Annotated in this window: 17 protein-coding genes; 11 read left to right on the top strand and 6 right to left on the bottom strand. The window is 72.0% G+C overall.

The features are described from left to right. Positions 1-63: 63 nt before the first annotated feature. Positions 64-990, bottom strand: a complete 927-nt coding sequence (locus ACTMTJ_RS06305; protein ID WP_441215149.1) for a 2-hydroxyacid dehydrogenase — start codon at positions 988-990, stop codon at positions 64-66. A gap of 78 nt (positions 991-1,068) precedes the next feature. Between ACTMTJ_RS06305 and ACTMTJ_RS06300 the strand changes: the two genes are divergently transcribed. From ACTMTJ_RS06300 to ACTMTJ_RS06285, 4 genes are all read left to right on the top strand, one after another. After that, complete coding sequence (locus tag ACTMTJ_RS06300) at positions 1,069-3,141, top strand: ArnT family glycosyltransferase (RefSeq protein WP_441215147.1); 2,073 nt, start codon at positions 1,069-1,071, stop codon at positions 3,139-3,141. Next, complete coding sequence (locus tag ACTMTJ_RS06295; RefSeq protein ID WP_441215145.1) at positions 3,138-4,358, top strand: glycosyltransferase; 1,221 nt, start codon at positions 3,138-3,140, stop codon at positions 4,356-4,358. Before ACTMTJ_RS06300 ends, ACTMTJ_RS06295 begins: the two co-directional genes overlap by 4 nt. 146 nt (positions 4,359-4,504) lie before the next feature. Next, entirely contained in the window at positions 4,505-5,659 is a 1,155-nt protein-coding gene (locus ACTMTJ_RS06290) for a PQQ-dependent sugar dehydrogenase (RefSeq protein WP_441215143.1), read from the top strand. A 38-nt stretch (positions 5,660-5,697) separates the two neighbouring features. Continuing rightward, positions 5,698-7,254, top strand: a complete 1,557-nt coding sequence (locus ACTMTJ_RS06285) for a metallophosphoesterase family protein (RefSeq protein ID WP_441215142.1) — start codon at positions 5,698-5,700, stop codon at positions 7,252-7,254. A gap of 76 nt (positions 7,255-7,330) precedes the next feature. On the opposite strand, the gene gatB is transcribed toward ACTMTJ_RS06285, so the two are convergent. Genes gatB through gatC form a run of 3 tightly spaced genes read right to left on the bottom strand, consistent with a single transcriptional unit; the run spans position 7,331 to position 10,599 of the window. Beyond that, positions 7,331-8,821, bottom strand: a complete 1,491-nt coding sequence (gene gatB / locus ACTMTJ_RS06280) for an Asp-tRNA(Asn)/Glu-tRNA(Gln) amidotransferase subunit GatB (RefSeq protein ID WP_441215141.1) — start codon at positions 8,819-8,821, stop codon at positions 7,331-7,333. After that, a complete protein-coding gene (gene gatA / locus ACTMTJ_RS06275) occupies positions 8,818-10,278 on the bottom strand; it encodes an Asp-tRNA(Asn)/Glu-tRNA(Gln) amidotransferase subunit GatA (RefSeq protein WP_441215413.1) in 1,461 nt (486 codons plus the stop codon). Before gatA ends, gatB begins: the two co-directional genes overlap by 4 nt. Positions 10,279-10,299: 21 nt before the next feature. Further along, on the bottom strand, positions 10,300-10,599 hold the full coding sequence (gene gatC, locus ACTMTJ_RS06270) for an Asp-tRNA(Asn)/Glu-tRNA(Gln) amidotransferase subunit GatC (RefSeq protein ID WP_441215140.1): 300 nt from the start codon (positions 10,597-10,599) through the stop codon (positions 10,300-10,302). A gap of 158 nt (positions 10,600-10,757) precedes the next feature. On the opposite strand from gatC, the gene ACTMTJ_RS06265 reads away from it, so the two are divergent. From ACTMTJ_RS06265 to ACTMTJ_RS06250, 4 genes are read left to right on the top strand one after another with little or no spacing between them, the layout of a single operon-like run. Continuing rightward, complete coding sequence (locus ACTMTJ_RS06265) at positions 10,758-12,902, top strand: HAMP domain-containing protein (RefSeq protein WP_441215138.1); 2,145 nt, start codon at positions 10,758-10,760, stop codon at positions 12,900-12,902. Position 12,903: 1 nt separating this feature from the next. Further along, entirely contained in the window at positions 12,904-14,082 is a 1,179-nt protein-coding gene (gene pgsB, locus ACTMTJ_RS06260) for a poly-gamma-glutamate synthase PgsB (RefSeq protein WP_441215136.1), read from the top strand. Next, positions 14,079-14,570 (top strand): poly-gamma-glutamate biosynthesis protein PgsC/CapC, encoded by a 492-nt coding sequence (locus ACTMTJ_RS06255; protein WP_441215135.1) that lies wholly within the window; start codon positions 14,079-14,081, stop codon positions 14,568-14,570. Before pgsB ends, ACTMTJ_RS06255 begins: the two co-directional genes overlap by 4 nt. Before the next feature lie 14 nt (positions 14,571-14,584). Further along, entirely contained in the window at positions 14,585-15,556 is a 972-nt protein-coding gene (locus ACTMTJ_RS06250) for an NlpC/P60 family protein (RefSeq protein ID WP_441215134.1), read from the top strand. 845 nt (positions 15,557-16,401) lie between these two features. On the opposite strand, the gene ACTMTJ_RS06245 is transcribed toward ACTMTJ_RS06250, so the two are convergent. Both ACTMTJ_RS06245 and ACTMTJ_RS06240 read right to left on the bottom strand, forming a co-directional pair. Beyond that, a complete protein-coding gene (locus ACTMTJ_RS06245) occupies positions 16,402-17,997 on the bottom strand; it encodes an amidase (RefSeq protein WP_441215133.1) in 1,596 nt (531 codons plus the stop codon). Beyond that, complete coding sequence (locus tag ACTMTJ_RS06240) at positions 17,994-18,272, bottom strand: hypothetical protein (protein WP_441215131.1); 279 nt, start codon at positions 18,270-18,272, stop codon at positions 17,994-17,996. The genes ACTMTJ_RS06245 and ACTMTJ_RS06240 overlap by 4 nt, the downstream gene beginning before the upstream one ends. Before the next feature lie 163 nt (positions 18,273-18,435). Here ACTMTJ_RS06240 and ACTMTJ_RS06235 point away from each other — a divergent pair, with 163 nt between their 5' ends. The 3 genes from ACTMTJ_RS06235 to ACTMTJ_RS06225 all read left to right on the top strand — a co-directional run bounded on the left by ACTMTJ_RS06235 (position 18,436) and on the right by ACTMTJ_RS06225 (position 20,247). Then, positions 18,436-19,503, top strand: coding sequence for a hypothetical protein (locus ACTMTJ_RS06235; RefSeq protein WP_441215130.1), 1,068 nt, complete (start codon positions 18,436-18,438; stop codon positions 19,501-19,503). Between the two features lie 79 nt (positions 19,504-19,582). Continuing rightward, complete coding sequence (locus ACTMTJ_RS06230) at positions 19,583-19,855, top strand: type II toxin-antitoxin system VapB family antitoxin (RefSeq protein WP_441215128.1); 273 nt, start codon at positions 19,583-19,585, stop codon at positions 19,853-19,855. After that, a complete protein-coding gene (locus ACTMTJ_RS06225; RefSeq protein ID WP_441215127.1) occupies positions 19,852-20,247 on the top strand; it encodes a type II toxin-antitoxin system VapC family toxin in 396 nt (131 codons plus the stop codon). Before ACTMTJ_RS06230 ends, ACTMTJ_RS06225 begins: the two co-directional genes overlap by 4 nt. Position 20,248 lies beyond the last annotated feature (1 nt).

Raw genomic sequence — 20,248 nt, 5'->3', positions numbered from 1 at the left:
TGGTCACGCTCACCCCTGCGCGCGACCGGCCGGGAGGAAAGGGGGCGGGGTGGCTCTCTGGAGTCAGTAGCCCTCGGTCACCTGGTTGGTCAGCGGCTCGCCGGCCACGAAGCGGCGCAGCTGCTGGCCGACCAGCTTGTACGCCCGCGGCAGCAGCCCGCGCACCGAACCGCCGACGTGCGGGGTCAGCAGGAAGTTGGGCAAGCTCCACAGTGGATGGCCGGCGGGCAGCGGCTCGGGCTCGGTCACGTCGACGGCCGCCGCGATGCGGCCGGTCTCCAGCTCGGCGACCAGCGCGCCGGTGTCGACGACCGGGCCACGCGCGCCGTTGACGAGCAGCGCGCCGTCGGGCATGGCGGCGAGGAAGCGGGCGTCGACCAGGCCCCGGGTCTTGTCGGTGAGCGGCACGATCAGCACGACCACGTCGTGGTGCGGGAGCAGGCCGGGCAGCTCTTCGACGGCGTGCACGCCCTCGGCCGGCCGCGCGGTGCGGGCCACGTTGGTCACCGAGACCTCGAACGGGGCGAGCCGAGCCGCCAGCGCCGCGCCGATCGAGCCGGCACCCACGATCAGCACCCGCTTGCCGGCCAGCTCGTCGGTCGGGGTGTGCTCGCCGTAGGACCACTCGCCCCGCGCCTGCGCCCGCACGAAGGCCGGAAACGCCCGCAAATGCGCCAGGATGGCCGTCATCACCCACTCGGCCGTCGCGGAGTCGTGCACGCCACGGGCGTCGCAGAGCATGATGCCCGCCGGGATCTTGCCAACCCACACGTCCGCACCGGCGGAGAGAAGCTGCACGATCTCCAGGTCGGGCATCTTGGCCGCGACGTCGGCCGACTGGGTCTGCGCGAGGAAGGGCGGCACCCAGAAGCGCACACCGGCCGGGTCGGAGGGCAGCGCGTCGGGCGCCGGGGCGACCTCCACGGTCACGCCGTCCGGCACGTCGCCGATCAGCCCGAGGCCCTGCTCATGAGGAATCCACACCTTCACGGAACACGACCCTAGCCCACAGGCAGGGCACAGCTACGGGACAAGGACGGGCCAGCTTCGGCCGACAACCTCGACCGCATGACCTCGACACTGCCCGAAGCCGTGCTGGCCACGCCCGTGCCGGCGCCTCCCCGGCGTACCACCGCCGCCGCCCGCCTCTGGCGCGGGCCCGCCGGCGACCCGGCATGGACGCGGCCGGCGCTCCTCGTCCTGCTCGCCGCGACCGCCCTGCTCTACCTGTGGGGCCTCGGTGCCTCGGGGTGGGCCAACTCGTTCTACTCGGCGGCGGCGCAGGCCGGCTCGGCGAGCTGGAAGGCGTTCTTCTTCGGCTCTTCCGACGCGGCCAACTCGATCACCGTGGACAAGCCGCCCGCCTCGCTGTGGGTGATGGCGCTGTCCGTGCGCGTCTTCGGGCTCAGCTCGTGGAGCATCCTCGTGCCGCAGGCGCTGATGGGCGTCGGGTCGGTGGCCCTCCTCTACGCGACCGTGCGCCGCTGGTCCGGGCCGGTCGCCGGCCTACTGGCCGGCGCGATCCTGGCGACCACGCCGGTGGCGGTGCTGATGTTCCGGTTCAACAACCCGGACGCGCTGCTGGTGCTGCTGCTGGTCGCCGGCGCGTACGCGACCGTGCGGGCGATCGAGACCGCCAGCACCCGGTGGCTCGTGCTGACCGGCGCGCTGGTCGGCTTCGGCTTCCTCACCAAGATGCTCCAGGCGCTGCTGGTGGTGCCCGCGTTCGCGCTGGCGTACCTCGTCGCCGCACCCACCCCGCCGCGCCGCCGCATCGTCCAGGTGCTGTGGGGCGGGCTGGCGATGGTCGTCGCGGCCGGCTGGTGGATCGCGATCGTCGAGCTCGTGCCGGCGCGCTACCGCCCGTACGTCGGCGGGTCGCAGAACAACAGCATCCTCGAGCTCACACTCGGCTACAACGGCCTCGGCCGGCTCAACGGCAACGAGACCGGCAGCGTCGGTGGTGGCGGCGGGGGTTGGGGGCAGACCGGCCTCACCCGCCTCTTCGACGCGGAGAACGGTGGCCAGATCGCGTGGCTGCTGCCCGCCGCGCTGATGCTGCTGGTCACGGCCATCGCGCTGCTCCGGCGTGCCCCGCGTACCGACCGCAGCCGGGCGAGCCTGCTGCTCTGGGGCGGCTGGCTGCTGATCACCGGCCTCGTCTTCAGCCTGATGCAGGGCATCTTCCACGCGTACTACAACGTGGCGCTCGCGCCCGCCGTCGGCGCGGTGGTCGGCATCGGCGCGGCCGTGCTGTGGCGGGAGCGGCGCAACCCCGCCGTCGCCGCGATCTTCGCCGGCACCGTCGCGGTCACCGCGCTGTGGTCGTGGGTGCTGCTCGGCCGCAGCGCCGACTGGCACCCGTGGCTGCGCGCCGCCGTGCTCGTGCTCGGCCTCGCGGCCGCCGGCGCGTTCCTCCTCGTCGGGCGCCTGACCAGGTGGGCCGTCACCCTCGTCGCGGCCGCCGCGGTGGGTGCCGGGCTGCTCGGGCCGGCGGCGTACGCGATGAGCACGGCCAGCTCGCCGCACACCGGCTCGATCCCGACCGCGGGACCGGCGGTGGCCGGCGGCCGCGGCTTCGGCCCGGGGGGCGGGGCCGGCGGGCCCGGCGGCGGAGGCTTCCGAGGCGGGTTCCCGGGTGGCGGCACGAACGGCGGCCAGGCACCCGGCGGCTTCCAGGGCACGCCCGGCGGTGGCTTTCCCGGCGGCCTTCCTGGCGGCACGAACGGTGGCACGACCGGCGGTGGCACCAACGGCGGCGGCACCACGAACCGCGGTGGCGGCATGGGCGGGCTGCTCAATGCCACGACACCCAACGCCGAGCTCGTCGCCGCGCTCACCGAGAACGCCGGCTCATACACCTGGGTGGCCGCCGCGGTCGGCGCCAACAACGCCGCCGGGTACCAGCTCGCCACCCAGCAGCCGGTCATGGCGATCGGCGGCTTCAACGGCAGCGACCCGTCGCCGACGCTGGAACAGTTCCAGCAGTACGTCGCCGAAGGGAAGGTCCACTACTTCATCAGCAGCGGGCTGGGACGCAGCAACGGTGGCAGCAGCGCGTCGCAGGAGATCGCGGCCTGGGTGGCGGACAACTTCACCGCCACGACGGTCGGCGGCACGACCCTCTACGACCTGTCATGACGGCCACGTTTCCCGGGGTGGCGTCGCAGCCGGTCGAGAGCAGCACCGGCGCCGTGCTCGACGTGGTCGTCCCGGTCTACAACGAGGAACGCGACCTGGAACCCTGCGTGCGCCGCCTGTACGCGCACCTGTGCGACACGTTCCCGTACCCATTTCGGATCACGATCGCGGACAACGCCAGCACCGACGGCACGCTCGCGGTCGCCGAGCGGCTGGCCCGGGAGCTGCCCGGCGTCGAGGCACTCCACCTGCCGGCCAAGGGTCGCGGGCGGGCGCTCGCGGCGGCCTGGTCGGCGTCCGACGCGCCGGTGCTGGCGTACATGGACGTCGACCTCTCCACCGACCTCGCCGCGCTGCTCCCGCTCGTCGCGCCGCTGCTGTCCGGCCACTCCGACCTGGCGATCGGTACCCGCCTGTCCCGCGGCTCGCGGGTGGTGCGAGGCGCCAAGCGGGAGCTCATCTCGCGGGGGTACAACCTGCTGCTGCGCGGTGCCCTCGCCGCCCGGTTCTCCGACGCGCAATGCGGGTTCAAAGCGATCCGCAAAGACGTCGCCGAGCGCCTGCTCCCGCTGGTACACGACACGGGTTGGTTCTTCGACACCGAGCTGCTGGTGCTGGCCGAACGCGCCGGCCTGCGCATCCACGAGGTGCCGGTCGACTGGGTCGACGACCCGGACAGCCGGGTCGACATCGTGGCCACCGCGATCGCCGACCTCAAGGGCATCTGGCGGCTCGGGCGGGCGCTGGCCACCGGCCGCCTTCCACTCGCCGACCTGGCGCGGCAGCTCGGCCGGGAGCCCGCGGCACCGCCTGCCGGGGTACCACACGGTCTGGCCGGCCAGGTGATCCGCTTCGCTGGCGTGGGCGTGGCAAGCACGCTCGCGTACCTGCTGATCTTTTGGGTCCTGCGGGGTCCGGCCGGCGCGCAGGGAGCCAACCTGCTCGCGCTCCTGATCACGGCCCTGGGAAACACGGCCGCCAACCGGCGGCTCACGTTTCGCGTCACCGGGGGCCGGGGTGCGGCCCGGCACCAGGCGCAAGGGCTGGTGGTGTTCGCGCTCGGGCTGGCGCTGACCAGCGGCGCGCTCGCCAGCCTCGCGGCCGTGGCACCCGCCGCCGGCCGGGTGGTCGAGGTGACCGTGCTGGTGGCGGCCAACCTCGGGGCCACGCTGCTGCGATTCCTGCTGATGCGGGGGTGGGTCTTCGCCCGCGCGTAGCGTCATGCCGGGGGCGGGGTCTTCGCCGCGCGCGGCTTACGCGGGGCGGGGTCTTCGCCCGCGCGTAGCGGAACCACACGGGTGGCGTCCGCCTCGTCCTGCGCGTGATCACCTCTCCTCACAGCAGGCGCGGCTACCCTGGCCGGGTGGACGCCCGCCCCCCGTACCGTGCCACCGTCGCCGCCCTGGCCCTGACCCTGGCGGTCGGCGGTTGCACCTTCGGCCCGCCGGAGCCCGACGAGGCCGGCGAGCCACCCAAATTTCCCACACCCTCCGTGACCGCCACCGCTCCGGCCGGCAACAGCCAGGAGGTGGCCGCGACGGTGGTGGCGAAGGGGCTGCGGGTGCCGTGGGGCGTCGCGTTCCTGCCCGACCGGGGCGCGCTCGTCACCGAGCGCGACACCGCCAAGATCCTCAAAGTCGGCCCCGAGTCCGGCAACGACGGGCTCAAGGTCACGACCATCCAGACGCTCGCCGAGGTCAACGCCGCGGGTGAGGGCGGGCTGATGGGCATCGCGGTCTCGCCCAGGTACGACACCGACAAGACCGTCTTCGTGTACTACTCGACCGACACCGACAACCGCATCGCCACGCTCACGCTGGGGCAAAAGCCGGTGCCGATCGTGACCGGCATCCCGCTCTCCGGCATCCACAATGGCGGGCGGCTGGCGTTCGGGCCGGACGGCTTCCTCTACGCGACCACCGGCGACGCCTCGCAGCGCGGCCTGGCACAGGACACCCGCAGCCTGGGCGGCAAGATCCTGCGGATGCGGCCGGACGGCAAGCCCGCGCCCGGCAACCCGTTCCCCAACTCGCTCGTCTGGTCGTACGGGCACCGCAACGTGCAGGGCATCGCCTGGGATCCGGCCAAGCGGATGTTCGCGGCGGAGTTCGGGCAGAGCACGTGGGACGAGATCAACCAGATCCAGCCGGGTAAGAACTACGGCTGGCCGGCGGTCGAGGGCCGCGCCAACGACCCCAAGTACGTAAACCCGCTGGTCGTGTGGTCGCCGGCCGACGCCTCCTGCTCGGGGCTCGCGGCGGTGGATCGGTTGCTGATCGCCGCCTGCCTGCGCGGCGAGCGGCTGTGGTCGGTCGAGCTCACGCAGAGTGGCACCGTCTTCGGGCAGCCTCGCGCACTGCTCAACGGCCAGTTCGGCCGCCTGCGCACAGCCATCGCGGCGCCGGATGGTTCACTGTGGGTGACGACCTCCAATCACGATGGGCGGGGCGAGCCAAAACCGGAGGATGATCGGATCATCCGGCTGGTCTTCTCCGGCGGCGGGGCCGGCAAGAGCTAGTTTCGGCTCGTGACGTCTGGGCACGACAGAACACGGTGATGGAAGAGCGCGCAGAAACCGATCGGCGTACCGCTTCGGCGGTACGCCGCGTTGTGGGATGGATCAGGTCCTTCTTCCGCTCCCGCGTGCCCCGGCGCGCCGGCCTCGGGCTGCTCGTCTTCGGGGTCGCGCTCGCGGGCGTCGTCGTCGGCGTCCTGGTGGGCGCGCGCACGGAGACCGACGTGGGGCCGTTCCGCGCGGAGATGTCGATCGCTCCGTCGTTCGTCGGCGACACCGAGGTGGCCATCCCGCCCCTCGGCTCGCTGCACCTCGACAGCCACGACGGCCCCGCGCACCTCAACGTGAGCCTCGGCGCGCTCGACCAGGGCCGCACCGAGGCGCTGATCGACGACCCGGCCGGCATCACGCGGGCCAGCCAGACGGCCGTCGACGACGTCAAGAAGGGCCTCATCCAGCTCGGCATGCGCACCGTCGCGGTATCCGTGCTCTTCGCCATGGCGCTCGCCGCGCTCGTCTTCCGCGACATCCGGCGGGTCGCCTGGTCGGGGGCGCTGGCGCTGGTCATCGTCGGCACCAGCCTGGGCAGCGCGTTCGCCACGCTCCACCCCGACTCGATCGAGGAGCCACGCTACGAGGGCCTGCTGGTCAACGCTCCCGCCGTGGTCGGTGACGCGCGGCGGATCGCCGACGACTACGACAAATACGCCGAGCAGCTCCAACAGCTCGTCGCGAACGTCAGCCGCATCTACACGACGGTCTCCACCCTCCCCGTGTACCAGCCGCAGGAGGGCACCACGCGCATCCTGCACGTCTCCGACCTCCACCTGAACCCCAGCGCGTGGCCGCTGATGCGGACGATCGTGGAGCAGTTCGGCATCAACGCGGTGATCGACACCGGCGACATCACCGACTGGGGCAGCGAGCCGGAGGCGTCGTACGTAGCCTCGATCGGCCTGCTCAAGGTGCCGTACGTCTTCATCCGCGGCAACCACGACTCGGCCGCCACCGGCGCCGCCGTGGCCCAGCAGTCCAACGCGGTCGTGCTCGACAACTCGATCACCAACGTCGCCGGCCTGACCGTGGCCGGCATCGGCGACCCGCGCTTCACCCCCGACAAGGAGACCTCCCCGACCGGCTCTGGCACCTCGAAGCAAACCGTCGAGCAGGTCATCGGCGCCGGCGAACGCCTCGCCGCCACGATCCGCGCGTCGAAGGACCCGGTCGACATCGCCCTGGTACACGACCCCGCCTCGGCCGGCGCCCTATCCGGCACCTGCCCGCTGGTCCTGGCCGGCCACACGCACGAGCGCAAGGTGAGCACCCTGTCCCAGGTGCCCGGCCAGATGACCACCCGGCTGCTGGTGGAGGGCTCCACGGGCGGCGCCGGCCTGCGCGGCCTGGAACACGACGAGCCACTGCCGCTGGCGATGTCGGTGCTCTACTTCGACAAGGAGACGCGGGCACTACAGGCGTACGACGACATCAAGGTAGGCGGCACCGGCCAGTCCCAGGTAACGCTGGAGCGCAAGGTGGTCGACGACGAACACCCCGCACCAGCCGAAGGCCAACGCCCAGCCCCCACCCCGACGCGCTGAGGGGCAGGCCCGGAGCGTCCGTGGCGAAAAACGGCCCGTATGGGGGCAACAAATCGCCACGGACGCGCCGTCGGCGTCAGCTCAGGCGGGAGATGATGAGTTCGCGGACGGTCTTGGCGTCGGCCTGGCCTCGGGTGGCCTTCATGACCGCGCCCACCAGCACACCGGCCGCGGCCACCTTGCCTTCGCGGATCTTGGCGGCCACGTCGGGGTTGGCGGCGATGGCCTCGTCTACCGCGGCGGTCAGGGCGCCCGTGTCCGATACGACGCCCAGGCCGCGCGCGGACATGATCTCGGTGGGCGAGCCCTCGCCGGCGATCACGCCTTCCAGCACGGCGCGGGCCAGCTTGTCGTTGAGCTTGCCCTCGTCGACGAGGCGCTGGAGCTCGGCCACCTGGGCGGGCGTCGCGCCCACCTCGACGAGCTCGATGCCGGCCTCGTTGGCGCGGCGGGCCAGCTCGCCCAGCCACCACTTGCGGGCGCCCTCGGGCGAGGCGCCGGCGGCCACCGTCTCCTCGATCAGCTCGACGGCGCCGGCGTTGAGCACCGACTGCATGTCGAGGTCGGACAGGCCCCAGTCGGTCTGTAGGCGCTTGCGGTGGACGCGCGGCAGCTCGGGCAGCGCCTCCTTCAAGGAGGCCACCCAGGCGGCGTCCGGCGCCAGCGGCACGAGATCGGGCTCCGGGAAGTACCGGTAGTCGGTGGCCGTCTCCTTGGACCGGCCGGGCCGGGTGTCGCCGGTGTCCTCCTGGAAGTGGCGGGTCTCCTGCTTGATCTTCCCGCCGGCGTCGAGGATCGCGGCCTGGCGGAGGATCTCGGAACGCACGGCCCGCTCGACCGAGCGGAGCGAGTTGACGTTTTTGGTCTCGGTGCGGGTGCCCCACTCCGCGCCGGGCAGGCTGAGCGACGTGTTGACGTCGCAGCGCAGCGAGCCCTGCTCCATGCGCACGTCGGAGACGCCGAGCGTGCGGAGCACGTCGCGCAGCTCCGTCACGTACGCACGGGCGACGATCGGGGCAAGCGCGCCCGTGCCGGGCACCGGCTTGGTGACGATCTCGACGAGCGGGATGCCGGCGCGGTTGTAGTCGACGAGCGACTCGGTCGCGCCGTGGATGCGCCCGGTCGCGCCGCCGACGTGCAGCGTCTTGCCGGTGTCTTCCTCCAGGTGGACGCGCTCGATCTCGACGCGCACGATCTGGCCCTCGACCTCGACGTCCAGCCAGCCGTCGACGCACAGCGGCTCGTCGTACTGGCTGATCTGGTAGTTCTTCGGCATGTCCGGGTAGAAGTAGTTCTTCCGGGCGAAGCGCGACCAGGCGGCGATCGTGCAGTTGAGCGCGAGGCCGATCCGGATCGTGGCCTCGATCGCGGCCTTGTTGGCCACCGGCAGCGAGCCGGGCAGCCCCAGGCACACCGGGCAGACCCGGGTGTTGGGCTGGCCGCCGAAGTCGATCGGGCAGCCGCAGAACATCTTCGTATTCGTGCCCAGCTCGACGTGCGTCTCCAGGCCGATCACCGGCTCGTAGCGGGCGACGACGTCTTCGTACGGCGGAAGGGTGACGGTCATGCCAGCTCCCCGGGGGTCAGCGTGCCGACGGCGGATTCGAGTGCGGCCGCCACCCGGTACATCCGGTCGTCGGCGAGCGTCGGGGCCATGATCTGGAAGCCGACCGGCAGCCCCTCTGACAGTCCACAGGGGACGGAAATGGCCGGCCCGCCGTAGAGGTTGGTCGGGATCGTGAAGAGGTCGGCCAGGTACATCTGGTACGGGTCGGACGTACGCGAGCCGAGCGGGAACGCCACGAACGGCGTCGTCGGCGACACGAGCACGTCGACCTGCTCGAACGCGGACGTGAAGTCCTGCGTGATGAGCGTGCGCACCTTCTGCGCCTGCCCGTAGTAGGCGTCGTAGTAGCCGCTGGACAGCGCGTAGGCGCCGATGATGACCCGCCGCTTGACCTCTGGCCCGAAGCCGGCCTCGCGGGTGAGCGACATGACCTCTTCGAGCGCCTTGGCGCCGTCGTCGCCGACCCGCAGGCCGTAGCGCACGCCGTCGTAGCGGGCCAGGTTGGAGGAGCACTCGCTCGGCGCGATGAGGTAGTAGGCGGGCAGCGCGTACTGGAAGTGCGGGCAGGAGACCTCGACCACCTCGGCGCCCAGCTTGGTCAGCGCGTCGAGCCCGTCGCGGAAGGCGGCCATCACACCCGGCTCGGCGCCCTCACCGCCGAACTCGCGCACCAGGCCGAGCCGCACGCCGCTCAGGTCGCCGGTGGCCCCGCGCCGGGCGGCGCCGACCACGTCGGGCACCGGCTGCGGGATCGACGTGGAGTCGCGCGGGTCGTGGCCGGCCAGCACCTCGTGGAGCAGGGCCGCGTCCTCGACGGTGCGGGCACAGGGCCCCGGCGTGTCCAAAGAGGAGGAGAACGCCACGAGCCCGTAGCGGGACGTGCCGCCGTACGTGGGCTTCGCGCCGACGGTACCCGTGACGGCTCCTGGCTGGCGGATGGAGCCGCCGGTGTCGGTGCCGACGGTGAGTGGCGCCTCGTAGGCGGCGAGTGCGGCGGCGCTGCCGCCGCCGGAGCCGCCCGGGATGCGGGTGAGGTCCCACGGGTTGTAGGTGGGCCCGTACGCGGAGTACTCAGTGGACGAACCCATCGCGAACTCGTCCAGGTTTGTCTTGCCGAGGATCACGAGGCCGGCGGCGCGCATGCGCTCGACGATCGTGGCGTCGTACGGCGGGCGCCAGCCTTCGAGGATCTTGGAGCCGGCCGTGGTGGGCACTCCGCGGGTGACCACGATGTCCTTGACGCCGATCGGCACACCGGCCAGCGACCCCAGCGGCTCGCCCGCCGAACGGCGCTCGTCGACCTCGAGCGCGGCGGCGCGGGCGCCCTCCGCGTCGACGTGCAGAAACGCGTGCACCCGGTCGTCGACCTCGGCGATGCGCGCGAGGTGTGCCTCGGTGACCTCTGTGGCGGAGGCCTCACCGCTCGCGATCACGCCCGCGAGCTGGGCCGCGCTCATCTTGATCAGGTCGCTCACGGCTCAGGCCTCCTCTTCCAGGATCCGGGGCACCCGGAAGCGACCCTCTTCCACGTCGGGTGCGCCGGCCAGCGCCTCCTCGGGCGTCAGGCAGGGCACCTCGACGTCGTCGCGCAGCACGTTGGTGAGCGGCACGGAGTGCGAGGTCGGCGGGATGTCCTCGGCCACGACCTCACCCACCCGGGCGACCGCCTGGAGGATCACGTCGAGCTGGCCGGCGAAGAGGTCGAGCTCATCTTCGGTGACGGCGAGCCGCGACAGGCGCGCGAGATGCGCGACCTCCTCGCGGGAGATGGCGGCCATGACTGCCCCCTTCGAAACGACTGGCGGTAGACCGAGCGTGACACGCGCGCGGTGACCCGAGCGAGTCTATTTGTCACTGTCCGGCGTCCAGGGAGCGACCCCACGGAAAACGAGGACATAGACCGAACTCCTCACCGTCGCGGCGCGTATAACCCGGTATGCCCATACGGCGCGAGGTGATCCTGCCTGCCGCCGATCCTCTCGTCGCATGGCGTCGGATCGCACTGGACAAGCAACTGCCCGCACCGCGGTTTCCGAGCGGCATCCGCGCACCCTCCGTAGCGCTGCTGTGCGCCCTGCTCGTACTCGCCGTGGTGTGTGCGGTCTACCTGGGCATGTTTCACGGCCGGGTGATCCCGCAGGCGGTGGTCGACTCGCAGGACCGGCTGGTGACGAGCCTCGCCCGCGGCCTCAACGCGACGGTGACCACCGGGATCGAGGAGATGGAGGCGGCCGCCAAGCAGGTGCGGCCGGGCGGCGACCCGGCCGCGGTGCTGGCCTCGGCCGCCGGCGGCGGCACCGCCTGGGCGGGTGCGGCGGTGCTCGACGCGGGCAACCGCCGGCCGGTCGCCACGCGCGGTGAGCCGGTCCCGGTCGCGAACGTGCCGCAGGACATACCCCGCACCACCGTCACCCCCTTGATCCAGGGCGCCGAGCCACGCGCGTTGATCTCCACGCCGCTGCCCGACGGGCGGGTGCTCGCCGGCATGACCTCGCTGCGAGTACGCCCGCTGCGCCTGGCCCCCAACGCCCGCCAGTCGGTGCTCGTCGGGCTGCCCAGCGGCGAGAGCACGGTCGTGCAGGGCGCGTCGCCCGCCGGCGGGCCGGCCGGCGACGTGATCAAGCGGACGCTCGCCGAGACCCGCGGGGGGCGCGCCGTCCGCTCGACCGGCGGACCGACCGGCAGCGCGCTGCTGGTGGTGGCCGCGCCGGTCGGCTCGCTCGGCATCGCGGTGGCCTCGACCGTCTCGGCGCCGGTGATCGACGTCGGCTCGCCGTGGAAGGGCCTGGCCCCCGGCGCCGGGCTGATCGTGGCCGCGCTGCTCGCCTACCTTGTGGCACGCCGCGCCCTGGTCCGCCCGGTGCGCCGGCTGCTGGACCGCGCGAAGGCGGACGCCTGCGGCGACAGGAGCCCACAACCCAAGATCAAAGGCCCGTCCGAGGTACGCCGCATCGGCGCCGCCCTCGACGACCGGGCCCGCCCGCGTGGTGTGCCGGCCGTCGTGCTGCTGTTCGGCGTACCTGCGATCATCTTCGGCTGGTCCGGCGCGCTGGGGTACACGTTCGCCGGCGGCCCGGTGCCCGTACCCGCGCAGGTGGTCCTCGACAGCGAAAACCAGGTGACCGCCGCGACGATCGCGCTCGGCCAGTCGCTCGACGGCGCGCTGCGGCAGGCCACCGTCACCGCGGCGCAGAGCGCGCAGACCGCACCCGCGCGGCTCGGCCCGGACCTCGATCGGCTCGTCAAGAGCGACGACGAGTACCGCGGCGCCTACGTCACCGACCCCGAGGGCCGGGTCGTGACGAGCGCCGGCCGCGAGCCGCTGCGCCAGCAGGAGAAGCTGCCCAAGGAGAGCGGCGTGCGGCTGGCCAACACCGGCGGGCGGCTGCCGGTCATCTACGCGTACGCGCACCGGCCGGACGGGCACAGCGTGGTGGTCGAGTTCGACGTGCCACAGCTCTCCGACCTGCTCCGGCGGGCCGACGGCCGGGTACGCGTGGTCGACAGCGAGCTGCGCACGATCCTCGACACCGAGGGGTTCCGCGCGTTTCAGCCGCTGGCCGGCGCCGAGGCGCGGGAGGCGGCCACCACCGCGTCGCAGGGGCGCACCGGGGCGAAGCTCGCGGGACGCGCGCTCGTCGCCGGTACCCCGCTGTCCGAGCCCAGCTCCGCCGCGGGCCTGCGCTGGTCCGTGGTGGCCGAGCAGGCGGTCGGAGACCTCGCTTTGCCGGTCAACAGCCTGCGCCGGGCGAGCCTCGTGCTCGGCGGCGCGGCGGCCTTCCTCGCCGTGGTGGCGCTCGGCTGGCACTACTTCGTGCTGCTGGTGCCGCTGCGGCGGCTGGCCGCCGCGGCCGACCGCATGGCCGACGGCGACACCGAGACGGTGATCTCCCCACACCGCCCCGACGAGATCGGTGCGATCGCGAGCTGCCTGGAGATCTGCCGCCAGGTGCGGGTGCACGGCCCGGCCCGGCTCGGCGGCGCGGAACGCCTGCGCGGCACCGGTGCGCCACCGACCGTCGTGGTGCGCCGCCCGCCCAACCGCCGCAAGTCCGGTGTCCGCCGGGTGGGGAGACGCTGAGGTGCTCTTCCTGTACGGCATCTTCGCCGCCAGCTGCCTGGTGCTGCTGGTGGCGGGCATGGTGGAGCAGCGCGGCCACTACGCCAACCTGCGCAAGATCCCGACCCGCGTCCTCGTCAACGGCATCCGCGGCAAGAGCTCGATCACCCGCCTCTGCGCGGGCGCGCTGCGCGGCGGCGGGCTCGCCGTGGTCGCGAAAACCACCGGCACCGCCGCGCGCTTCATCTTCACGGACGGGAGCGAGGAGCCGGTCTACCGGAAGTTCGGCATCGCCAACGTGGTCGAGCAGATCGGCATCGTCCGCCGTGCCGCGATGTTCCACCCGGACGTGCTCGTCATGGAGTGCATGGCGGTGATGCCGGCGCTCCAGGAGGTCAACCAGAGCAAGCTGATCCGGTCGACGATCGGCGTGCTGTGCAACGTACGCGAGGATCATCTGGCCGAGATGGGCCCGACGCTCGACGACGTAGCCCGCTCGCTGAGCCGGTCGATGCCGGTCGACGGCGTGTGCGTGACCGCCGAACGCGACCGCCTGCACATCCTCAAGGAGGAGGCGGCGAAGCGACGGTGCCGGCTCATCTCGGTCGACCCGGAGACGGTTTCCGACGAGGAGATGCGCGGCTTCGGCTGGATCACGTTCAAGGAAAACGTGGCGATCGCGCTGGCCGTCGCCCGGCTCATGGGCATCGACCGCCGGGCCGCGCTGGCCGGCATGTGGGACGCGCCGCCCGACCCGGGCGTGCTGACCGTCGAGACCTACGAGGCGAACGGGCGGCGGCTGCGCTTCGCCAACGTCTTCGCCGCCAACGACCCCGAGTCCACATTGCTCAACGTGCGCCAGCTCGCCCAGCAGGGCCTGATCCGCCGGCCGGTCCACCTTGTCATCAACTGCCGCCCCGACCGCGTCGAGCGCAACGGGCAGATGGGAGCGCTTGTGCCCCGGCTCGATCCCGACCGGGTACTGCTGATCGGCGAGCCAACCCGCAGCGCGCTGTCGAAGATCCCCGAACGGTGGCAGGGCCGCGTGCTCGACCTCGGCGGCCGGCAGCGCCCGGGCGCGATGCTCGACGCGCTGCTCGGCCAGGTGCGGGGCACCGCCTCGGTGGTCGCGGTCGGCAACATCCACGGGCAGGGCGAGGTACTGCTGGAAGAACTGTCCCATCTGCGGGGTGCCCGGTGAACTTCATCCCCGGCGGCGAGCTGAGCCCCCAACTGGCCACCATGTGCCTCGGCGTCGGCCTGATCTTCGCGCTGGTCTGCTACCTGACCACCAACCTCTCCCCCGGCGGCATGATCACGCCGGGCTGGATGGCGCTCGCCATGGTGGAAGACCGCCTCCAGGCCGTGGTGATGGTGGTCATGACCGTCGTGACGTACGGGCTGATGAAGGTGCTCCAGCGGATCGTCATCCTGTACGGCAAGCGTCTCTTCGCCGCCGTGGTGCTGCTGAGCGTGCTGCTCCAGGTGACGGCGTTCCTCATCATCCAGCGCGACGTGCCACTGCTCTTCGCGCACCAGACGCTCGGCTTCGTGGCGCCGGGCCTCATCGCGTACCAGCTGATCCGCCAACCCAAGGGCGCGACCATCCTCGCGACCACGGTCGTCTCCGCGGCGACCTACGGCGTGGTGATCAGCGGCATCCTGACCGGCCTGGTGCCGGTGACGTAGAAGGGAGTTCGTTGATGCATCGGGGTTTGATGGGCGTGGTCGCCCTTGTACTTCTCGCCGTCGCCGGATGTCAGACCGGGGATCGCCCGGCGGCTCCCGCGGCCGCTCCCGAGCCGGACTTCGTGTCCGCGCCACCCGTCGATGAGCTCCAGTTCAAGCGGGTGAGCGACCCGGCGCGCACGCTCGTCGTCGACGCCGGCGGCAAGACACTGGCCGTCTTCACCGACAAGGCCCGCACGGTGCGCCTCACCGGACCCTCGCGCACCTTCGCCGAGCAGGCACACACGTCCGCGACGATCACCACCGACGCCTGGATCCGCCTCGCGCCGCGCCCCTGGCAGAAGGATTCCGTCGACGACACCTGGGTACGCCCCTGGTTGGAGAAGGCACTCGACGACCGCAGCCCCGACGCGCTGGCCATCGCGATGGAGTACGTCGACGGCGCCAAGCGCGACGCCTCCTTCGGTCCGCTCTCCAACACCGACCCCGACGGCCGCGCCGAACGCTCCGACTTCTACGACTACCTCGGCGTCGACTGGGAGTTTCCGGACGGCAAGAAGGAACGCCCCGACCCCGACCACATCCGCAGCCTCGACTGTTCGGGCTTCCTCCGCATGGTGTACGGCTACCGCATGGGCTACCCCCTGCGCGGCACCAACACCCCCGGCACCGGCCTGCCCCGCCGCGCGTACGCGATCGCCGAGTTCGGCCCCGGCGCGCAACTGATGCCCAACCGCGGCACCCAGGCCCGCGAGTACGAACGGCTCAACGCCGGCGACCTGGTCTTCTTCAACGGCGGCCCGGTCCTCAACGACCACATCGAGCACATGGGCATGTACCTGGGCGTCGACAGCAACGGCCGGCACCGCTTCATCTCCAGCCGTACCAAGGCCGACGGCCCGACCCTCGGCGACACTGGCGGCGACTCCCTGCTGGACGGCTCCGGCCACTACGGCGTCCGCTTCCGCACCGCCCGCCGCATCTAGAGACCTTTCGGAGTCAGGGTCGCCGCGGTCTCGGGCTCGATTCAAAGGCAGATTCGAGCTACCGCGATGTCCGTCGTGGTCCAGACCGCTGCTCCCGCGGCCTCACCCGTCCGCCGCTGGTCACGCTCACCCCGCGCGTAGTTCGTTTGTCCACAATGCCCCGTGCCGAAGCGACGGGCAACAGACCGGACAGATGCGCCGTCACCGCGAGTAACCGCCGCGGTGGCGTGAACGGTGTCCGGTGCGAGATCTTGGAGAGTTAGGGCGCTATTTCAACCCTAAGCGTTCTAGATCCAAAGCCCGACACCGCAGCTGGTGACGCTGTGTCAGGATGCTGGCGGTGGTGGGGGCTTGTCCCGCGGAGCTGGCAGTGGACGGCCGGGGGTTTCGGCTCGCCCCGCGAGCCGCCGGCCGGGAGCGGTGCCCGCGGGAGCATACGGTCTACCGCTGACGCGGACCTGGGAAGAATCCTGTCTCGAATTTGACCGTGCGTTGTGGCCGCCCTCGCGAACCCTGACTCCGAAAGGTCTCTAGAGGCGGGGCTCCCCCACAGCGGCCACCCACGTCCAGGAGCGGGTGAACCGCCCGGCCGCCTCCCATAGGGGAGCAGAGCAAAGGGCTCCACGAACACCTCACCCATCCCGGGCCGCCGGCCCGGGGACGGCTGCCGACCCGCACGCACAAGCGGAGGCTGCCGGAGCGACGCGCGGCGTGGGCTTGTCCCGCGGAGCCGGCAGCGGAGGCCGGGGGTTTCGGCGAGCGCCGCGAGCCGCCGGCCGCAGCGGTGCCCGCGGGAGCAAACGGTCCGCAGCTGACGCGGGCGCGGGCAAATCTGCCCAAAAACGTTACTGCATCTGGGCTACCACGTCCTCGGCCGTCAGGCGGCCGCGATCGGCGACCGCCGGAGACGAGCGGAGCGCGGAGACGGCGGCGGAGGCCGGTGGGTTGGGTGGGCGGCGCCAGTGCCAGTCGGTCACGGCCTGGTAGGCGGCCACGACCGACAGCAGGCGGTCCTCGGCGTAGGGCTCGCCGCCCAGGATCGTGCCGATCGGCACACCGGCGGCCGTGAAGCCGATCGGGAAGCCGATCTCGGGCAGGCCCAGGATGTCGAACGGCACCGGGCCGGTCTGCACCACCACGTCGCAGCGGTCGAAGATCTGGTCCAGCACGCGTTCCAGCAGCAGCAGCTTGGCCCGCTGGCCGGTGAGGAACTCGTTCGCGCCGAGCAGCGCGCCCTGGAGCCAGCCGGTGACCGACACGCCGAAGCCGCGCAGGTCGGTGCGGAGGTAGGGCATGAAGGGCTCGCTGCGTTCGGGTAGGCGGACGTTGTTGAAGGCGCCGCCGGTCAGCAGCTCCCACTCGTCGGGCAGCGGCACGTCGACCAGCCGCACGCCGTCAATCTTGTCCACTGTGGAGAGAAACGCCTGGCGGGCCAGGGCGGTGGCGGACGTGCCGTCGGCGTAGCCCGGAAGAACGCCGATCCGCGTGCTCCACCGCGCGCGGACCTTGCGGCCCGAGTAGACCGGGGTCGCCGCCTCGACAAGGTCGGGCACGTGGGGCAGCCCTTGCGTGCGCGGGTCGGCCGGGTCCTCCCCCGCCATGGCGGTGAGCATGATGGCCGCGTCCTTGGCGTCGCGGGCGAGCGGGCCGGGGTGGTCGCGCGTGTAGCTGAGCGGGATGATGCCGGCCAGCGACACGCGGCCCATGGTGGGCTTGAGACCGGTCAGGTTCTGCGCGTTGGACGGCGCGGTGATCGAGCCGCCGGTCTGCGTGCCGGTGCCCGAGGTCGCCATCCGCCCGGCCACCGACGTGGCCGTGCCGGTCGACGAGCCGCCCGGGTCCGTACCCGGGATGGTGGGTGTCCACGCGTTGACCGTCGTGACGCGACCGTCCGGTGTGGTCGCTCGGGTCGTCGCGAGTGGACCCATCTGGGTCTTGCCGAGCACGATCGCGCCGTTCGCCTTGAGGCGGGCGACGGCGGTCGCGTCGTACGGCGGCACGAAGTCCTGGAAGAGGTACGAGTTGGCGGTCGTGCGCACGCCGGCGGTCCAGTAGTTGTCCTTGACGGCGAGCGGGATGCCGTGCAGCGGCCCGGTGTGACGCCGCTTGCCGGCCGCCTTCGCCGCCGCTCGCGCCTGGTCGGCGAGCACGGTGTTGAAGGCCTGGTACACCGGCTCGTACGCGCCGACGCGCGCCAGGTACGCCTCGACGAGATCGGCCGGCGTGAGCCTGCCGTTCTTGATCATCCAGGCGGCCTCGGCGAGCGTCAGCTCGGTCGGATCGGCGAAGGCCTCCGGGCGGGGACGCGCGTAGGCGCCGGCGCCGAACCTCGCCGGCCCGCCGGCCCACGCCACTCCGGGGATGGCCGAAGCGCCGGCAGCGGCCGCGGCCGCCACCGCGGCGGTGCGGGCGAGAAACGCTCGTCTATCCACTGTGGTCATTTGCGCCACTCCGTGCTGATCGAGGGGTAGAGCATCGGGGCCGGCTGCTGGGAAAGCGCGGGATCGGCGCCGGGCAGCCGGTACGCGGCGATCGCCGTCACGCTGCCGCGCACGAACGAGCGCAGGGAGGCGAGCACCGAGTCGCGGCCGGGCGCACCGGTCGCCGGGTCGGGCGCGGTGCCGGGCGGCAGCTGGTCGAGGTCGATTCCGAGGGAGGCGAGGCGAGCTCTGATCATCACGTCGAGCTCGGCGTCCGTGGGTGGGGTGGGAGCCATGGTTGATCACTCTCGGAGCGGCCTGTGTCGTGCCGGTATCCCCAAGATCACGTGGACGTGTCTTATCAAATCCGGCCGTTCGGCTGTCGCCTAGTCGGCATATCAGGCCGGTCGATCGGGCGCTCTGTTCTGACGTCCCATACCCAACCCACGAAGGAGCGCTATGGGAATCCTTCACAGGCTCGCCGCCGTCGGCGTCGCCGCGGCACTGGCGGCCGTCGGACTGGCCGCGCCCGCGCAGGCCGCGGTGCCGGACGGGCACGGCTTCGTGCTGTGGAACGGCGCCACCACGGTGCCCTCCGGCACCTGGCCGCCGGCCACCACCGTCACCCCGTTCGGCGGCGGTTTCTACGAGGTCGTCTTCCCCGGCCAGGCCGCGAAGGGCGGCGTCGTACACGTCACCGCGATCAGCGGGCGCCCGATCTGGTGCCAGGCGCTGAAGTGGGGCCACTCGGGCACCGACCAGATCGCGTACGTCGGCTGCTTCCGGCCGGGCGGCTTCGGCATCGACACGCCGTTCACCGCGGTCTTCACGAGCAGCTCACCGCCCGACGGGGTACCGGGCCACTACGGGTACGTGCACGCCGACGCCAGCACCGCGATCGTGAGCGAGTACAACTCGGTCTTCGGCACCGGCAACTCGGTGTCGTCGACCGCGACCGGCGAGTACCTGGTGCGCTTCCGCGGGCTCGGCTCACCCGGGCCGAACGACGGCAGCCTCCAGGTGACCGCGGTCAACAGCAGCGTCGGAGCACACTGCCAGATCGCCAAGTGGAACTCCAACAGCGTGTCGCAGGACGTGCTGGTGTTCTGCTTCGACGGGACGGGCGTGCCGCTCAAAACCGGGTTCACGCTGAGCTACCAGCTGGAGCGGTCGCTCTTCGGCTCGGCGTTCCCGCCGAAGTTCTTCGGCTACGTCTGGAACATGCAGCCGCCGCCCGCGCCCAACCCGGGCCCGCCGACGACCAACTTCAACTCGCAGCTCGGCCTCGGCGCGAACGCGCTCGTGTCATCGGGCCCCGGGCTGACGCTGGTCGGCTTCCGCGCGCTCGCGCAGCGCCCGGACACGGTGCAGGTGTCGGCCAACGGCCAGAGCGGTGAGTTCTGCAACCTCCAGGCACCGTGGTCGTACAGCGGCTCCACCGTGATCGTGCGCAACGTCGCCTGCTACAACGCCGGCGGCGGCCGCGTCGACGCCGGTTCGTTCACCAGCTACAACTCGGAGTTCTGAGAAGCCCGGTCGGGGGCCGCTTGCCGGCGGCCCCCGACCGCCTCTGGTGGATTTACACCCTGAGGAATACCCTTACACCATGGCATTGAACGTGAAGGACCCGGAGACCGAAGAGCTGGCGGCGGAGGTCGCGGCCCTGGCCGGCGAGAGCAAGACCCGGGCCATCAACGTCGCGCTGAAGGAGCGCCGCGCCCGGCTCATGGCGGCCCGCACCAAGCGGGATCGCGACGACCGCCTGCGCCGTTTCCTCGCTGACGAGGCCTGGCCGCAGGTCCCCGACGACGTCCGAGGCACCACGCTGACGAAGGCGCAGCGGGAGGAGATCCTCGGATACGGCACGGAGGGCGTGTGATCGTCGACAGCTCGGCGATCATCGCCATCCTCCTCCAGGAGGCGGAGTGGGAGCCCCTGCTGGAAAAGCTGGTCGAGTCGGAGCACGCCCCCGGTGTAGGCGCCCCCACTCTCGTCGAGACCGGCATCGTGCTGGCCGCCCGGCTCGGCATACCCGGAAAGACCTTGCTCGCGCGGTTCGTCCAGGAGAGCGAGCTGCGGGTTATCTCGTTCACCGCCGACCACTGGCCGGTCGCGGTCGACGCCTACCTCCGGTACGGCAAGGGCCGCCACCCGGCGGCGCTGAACTTCGGCGACTGCCTCACCTACGCGGTCGGCCGCGTCGCGAGCGAGCCGCTCCTCTGCCTGGGCAACGACTTCACCCGGACGGACCTTCCGCTCGTCGAAATCTGAC

It is taken from the genome of Phytohabitans sp. LJ34, from assembly GCF_052068095.1.
Lineage (GTDB): Bacteria > Actinomycetota > Actinomycetes > Mycobacteriales > Micromonosporaceae > Phytohabitans.
This window is presented reverse-complemented; position numbering and strand designations above follow the sequence as displayed.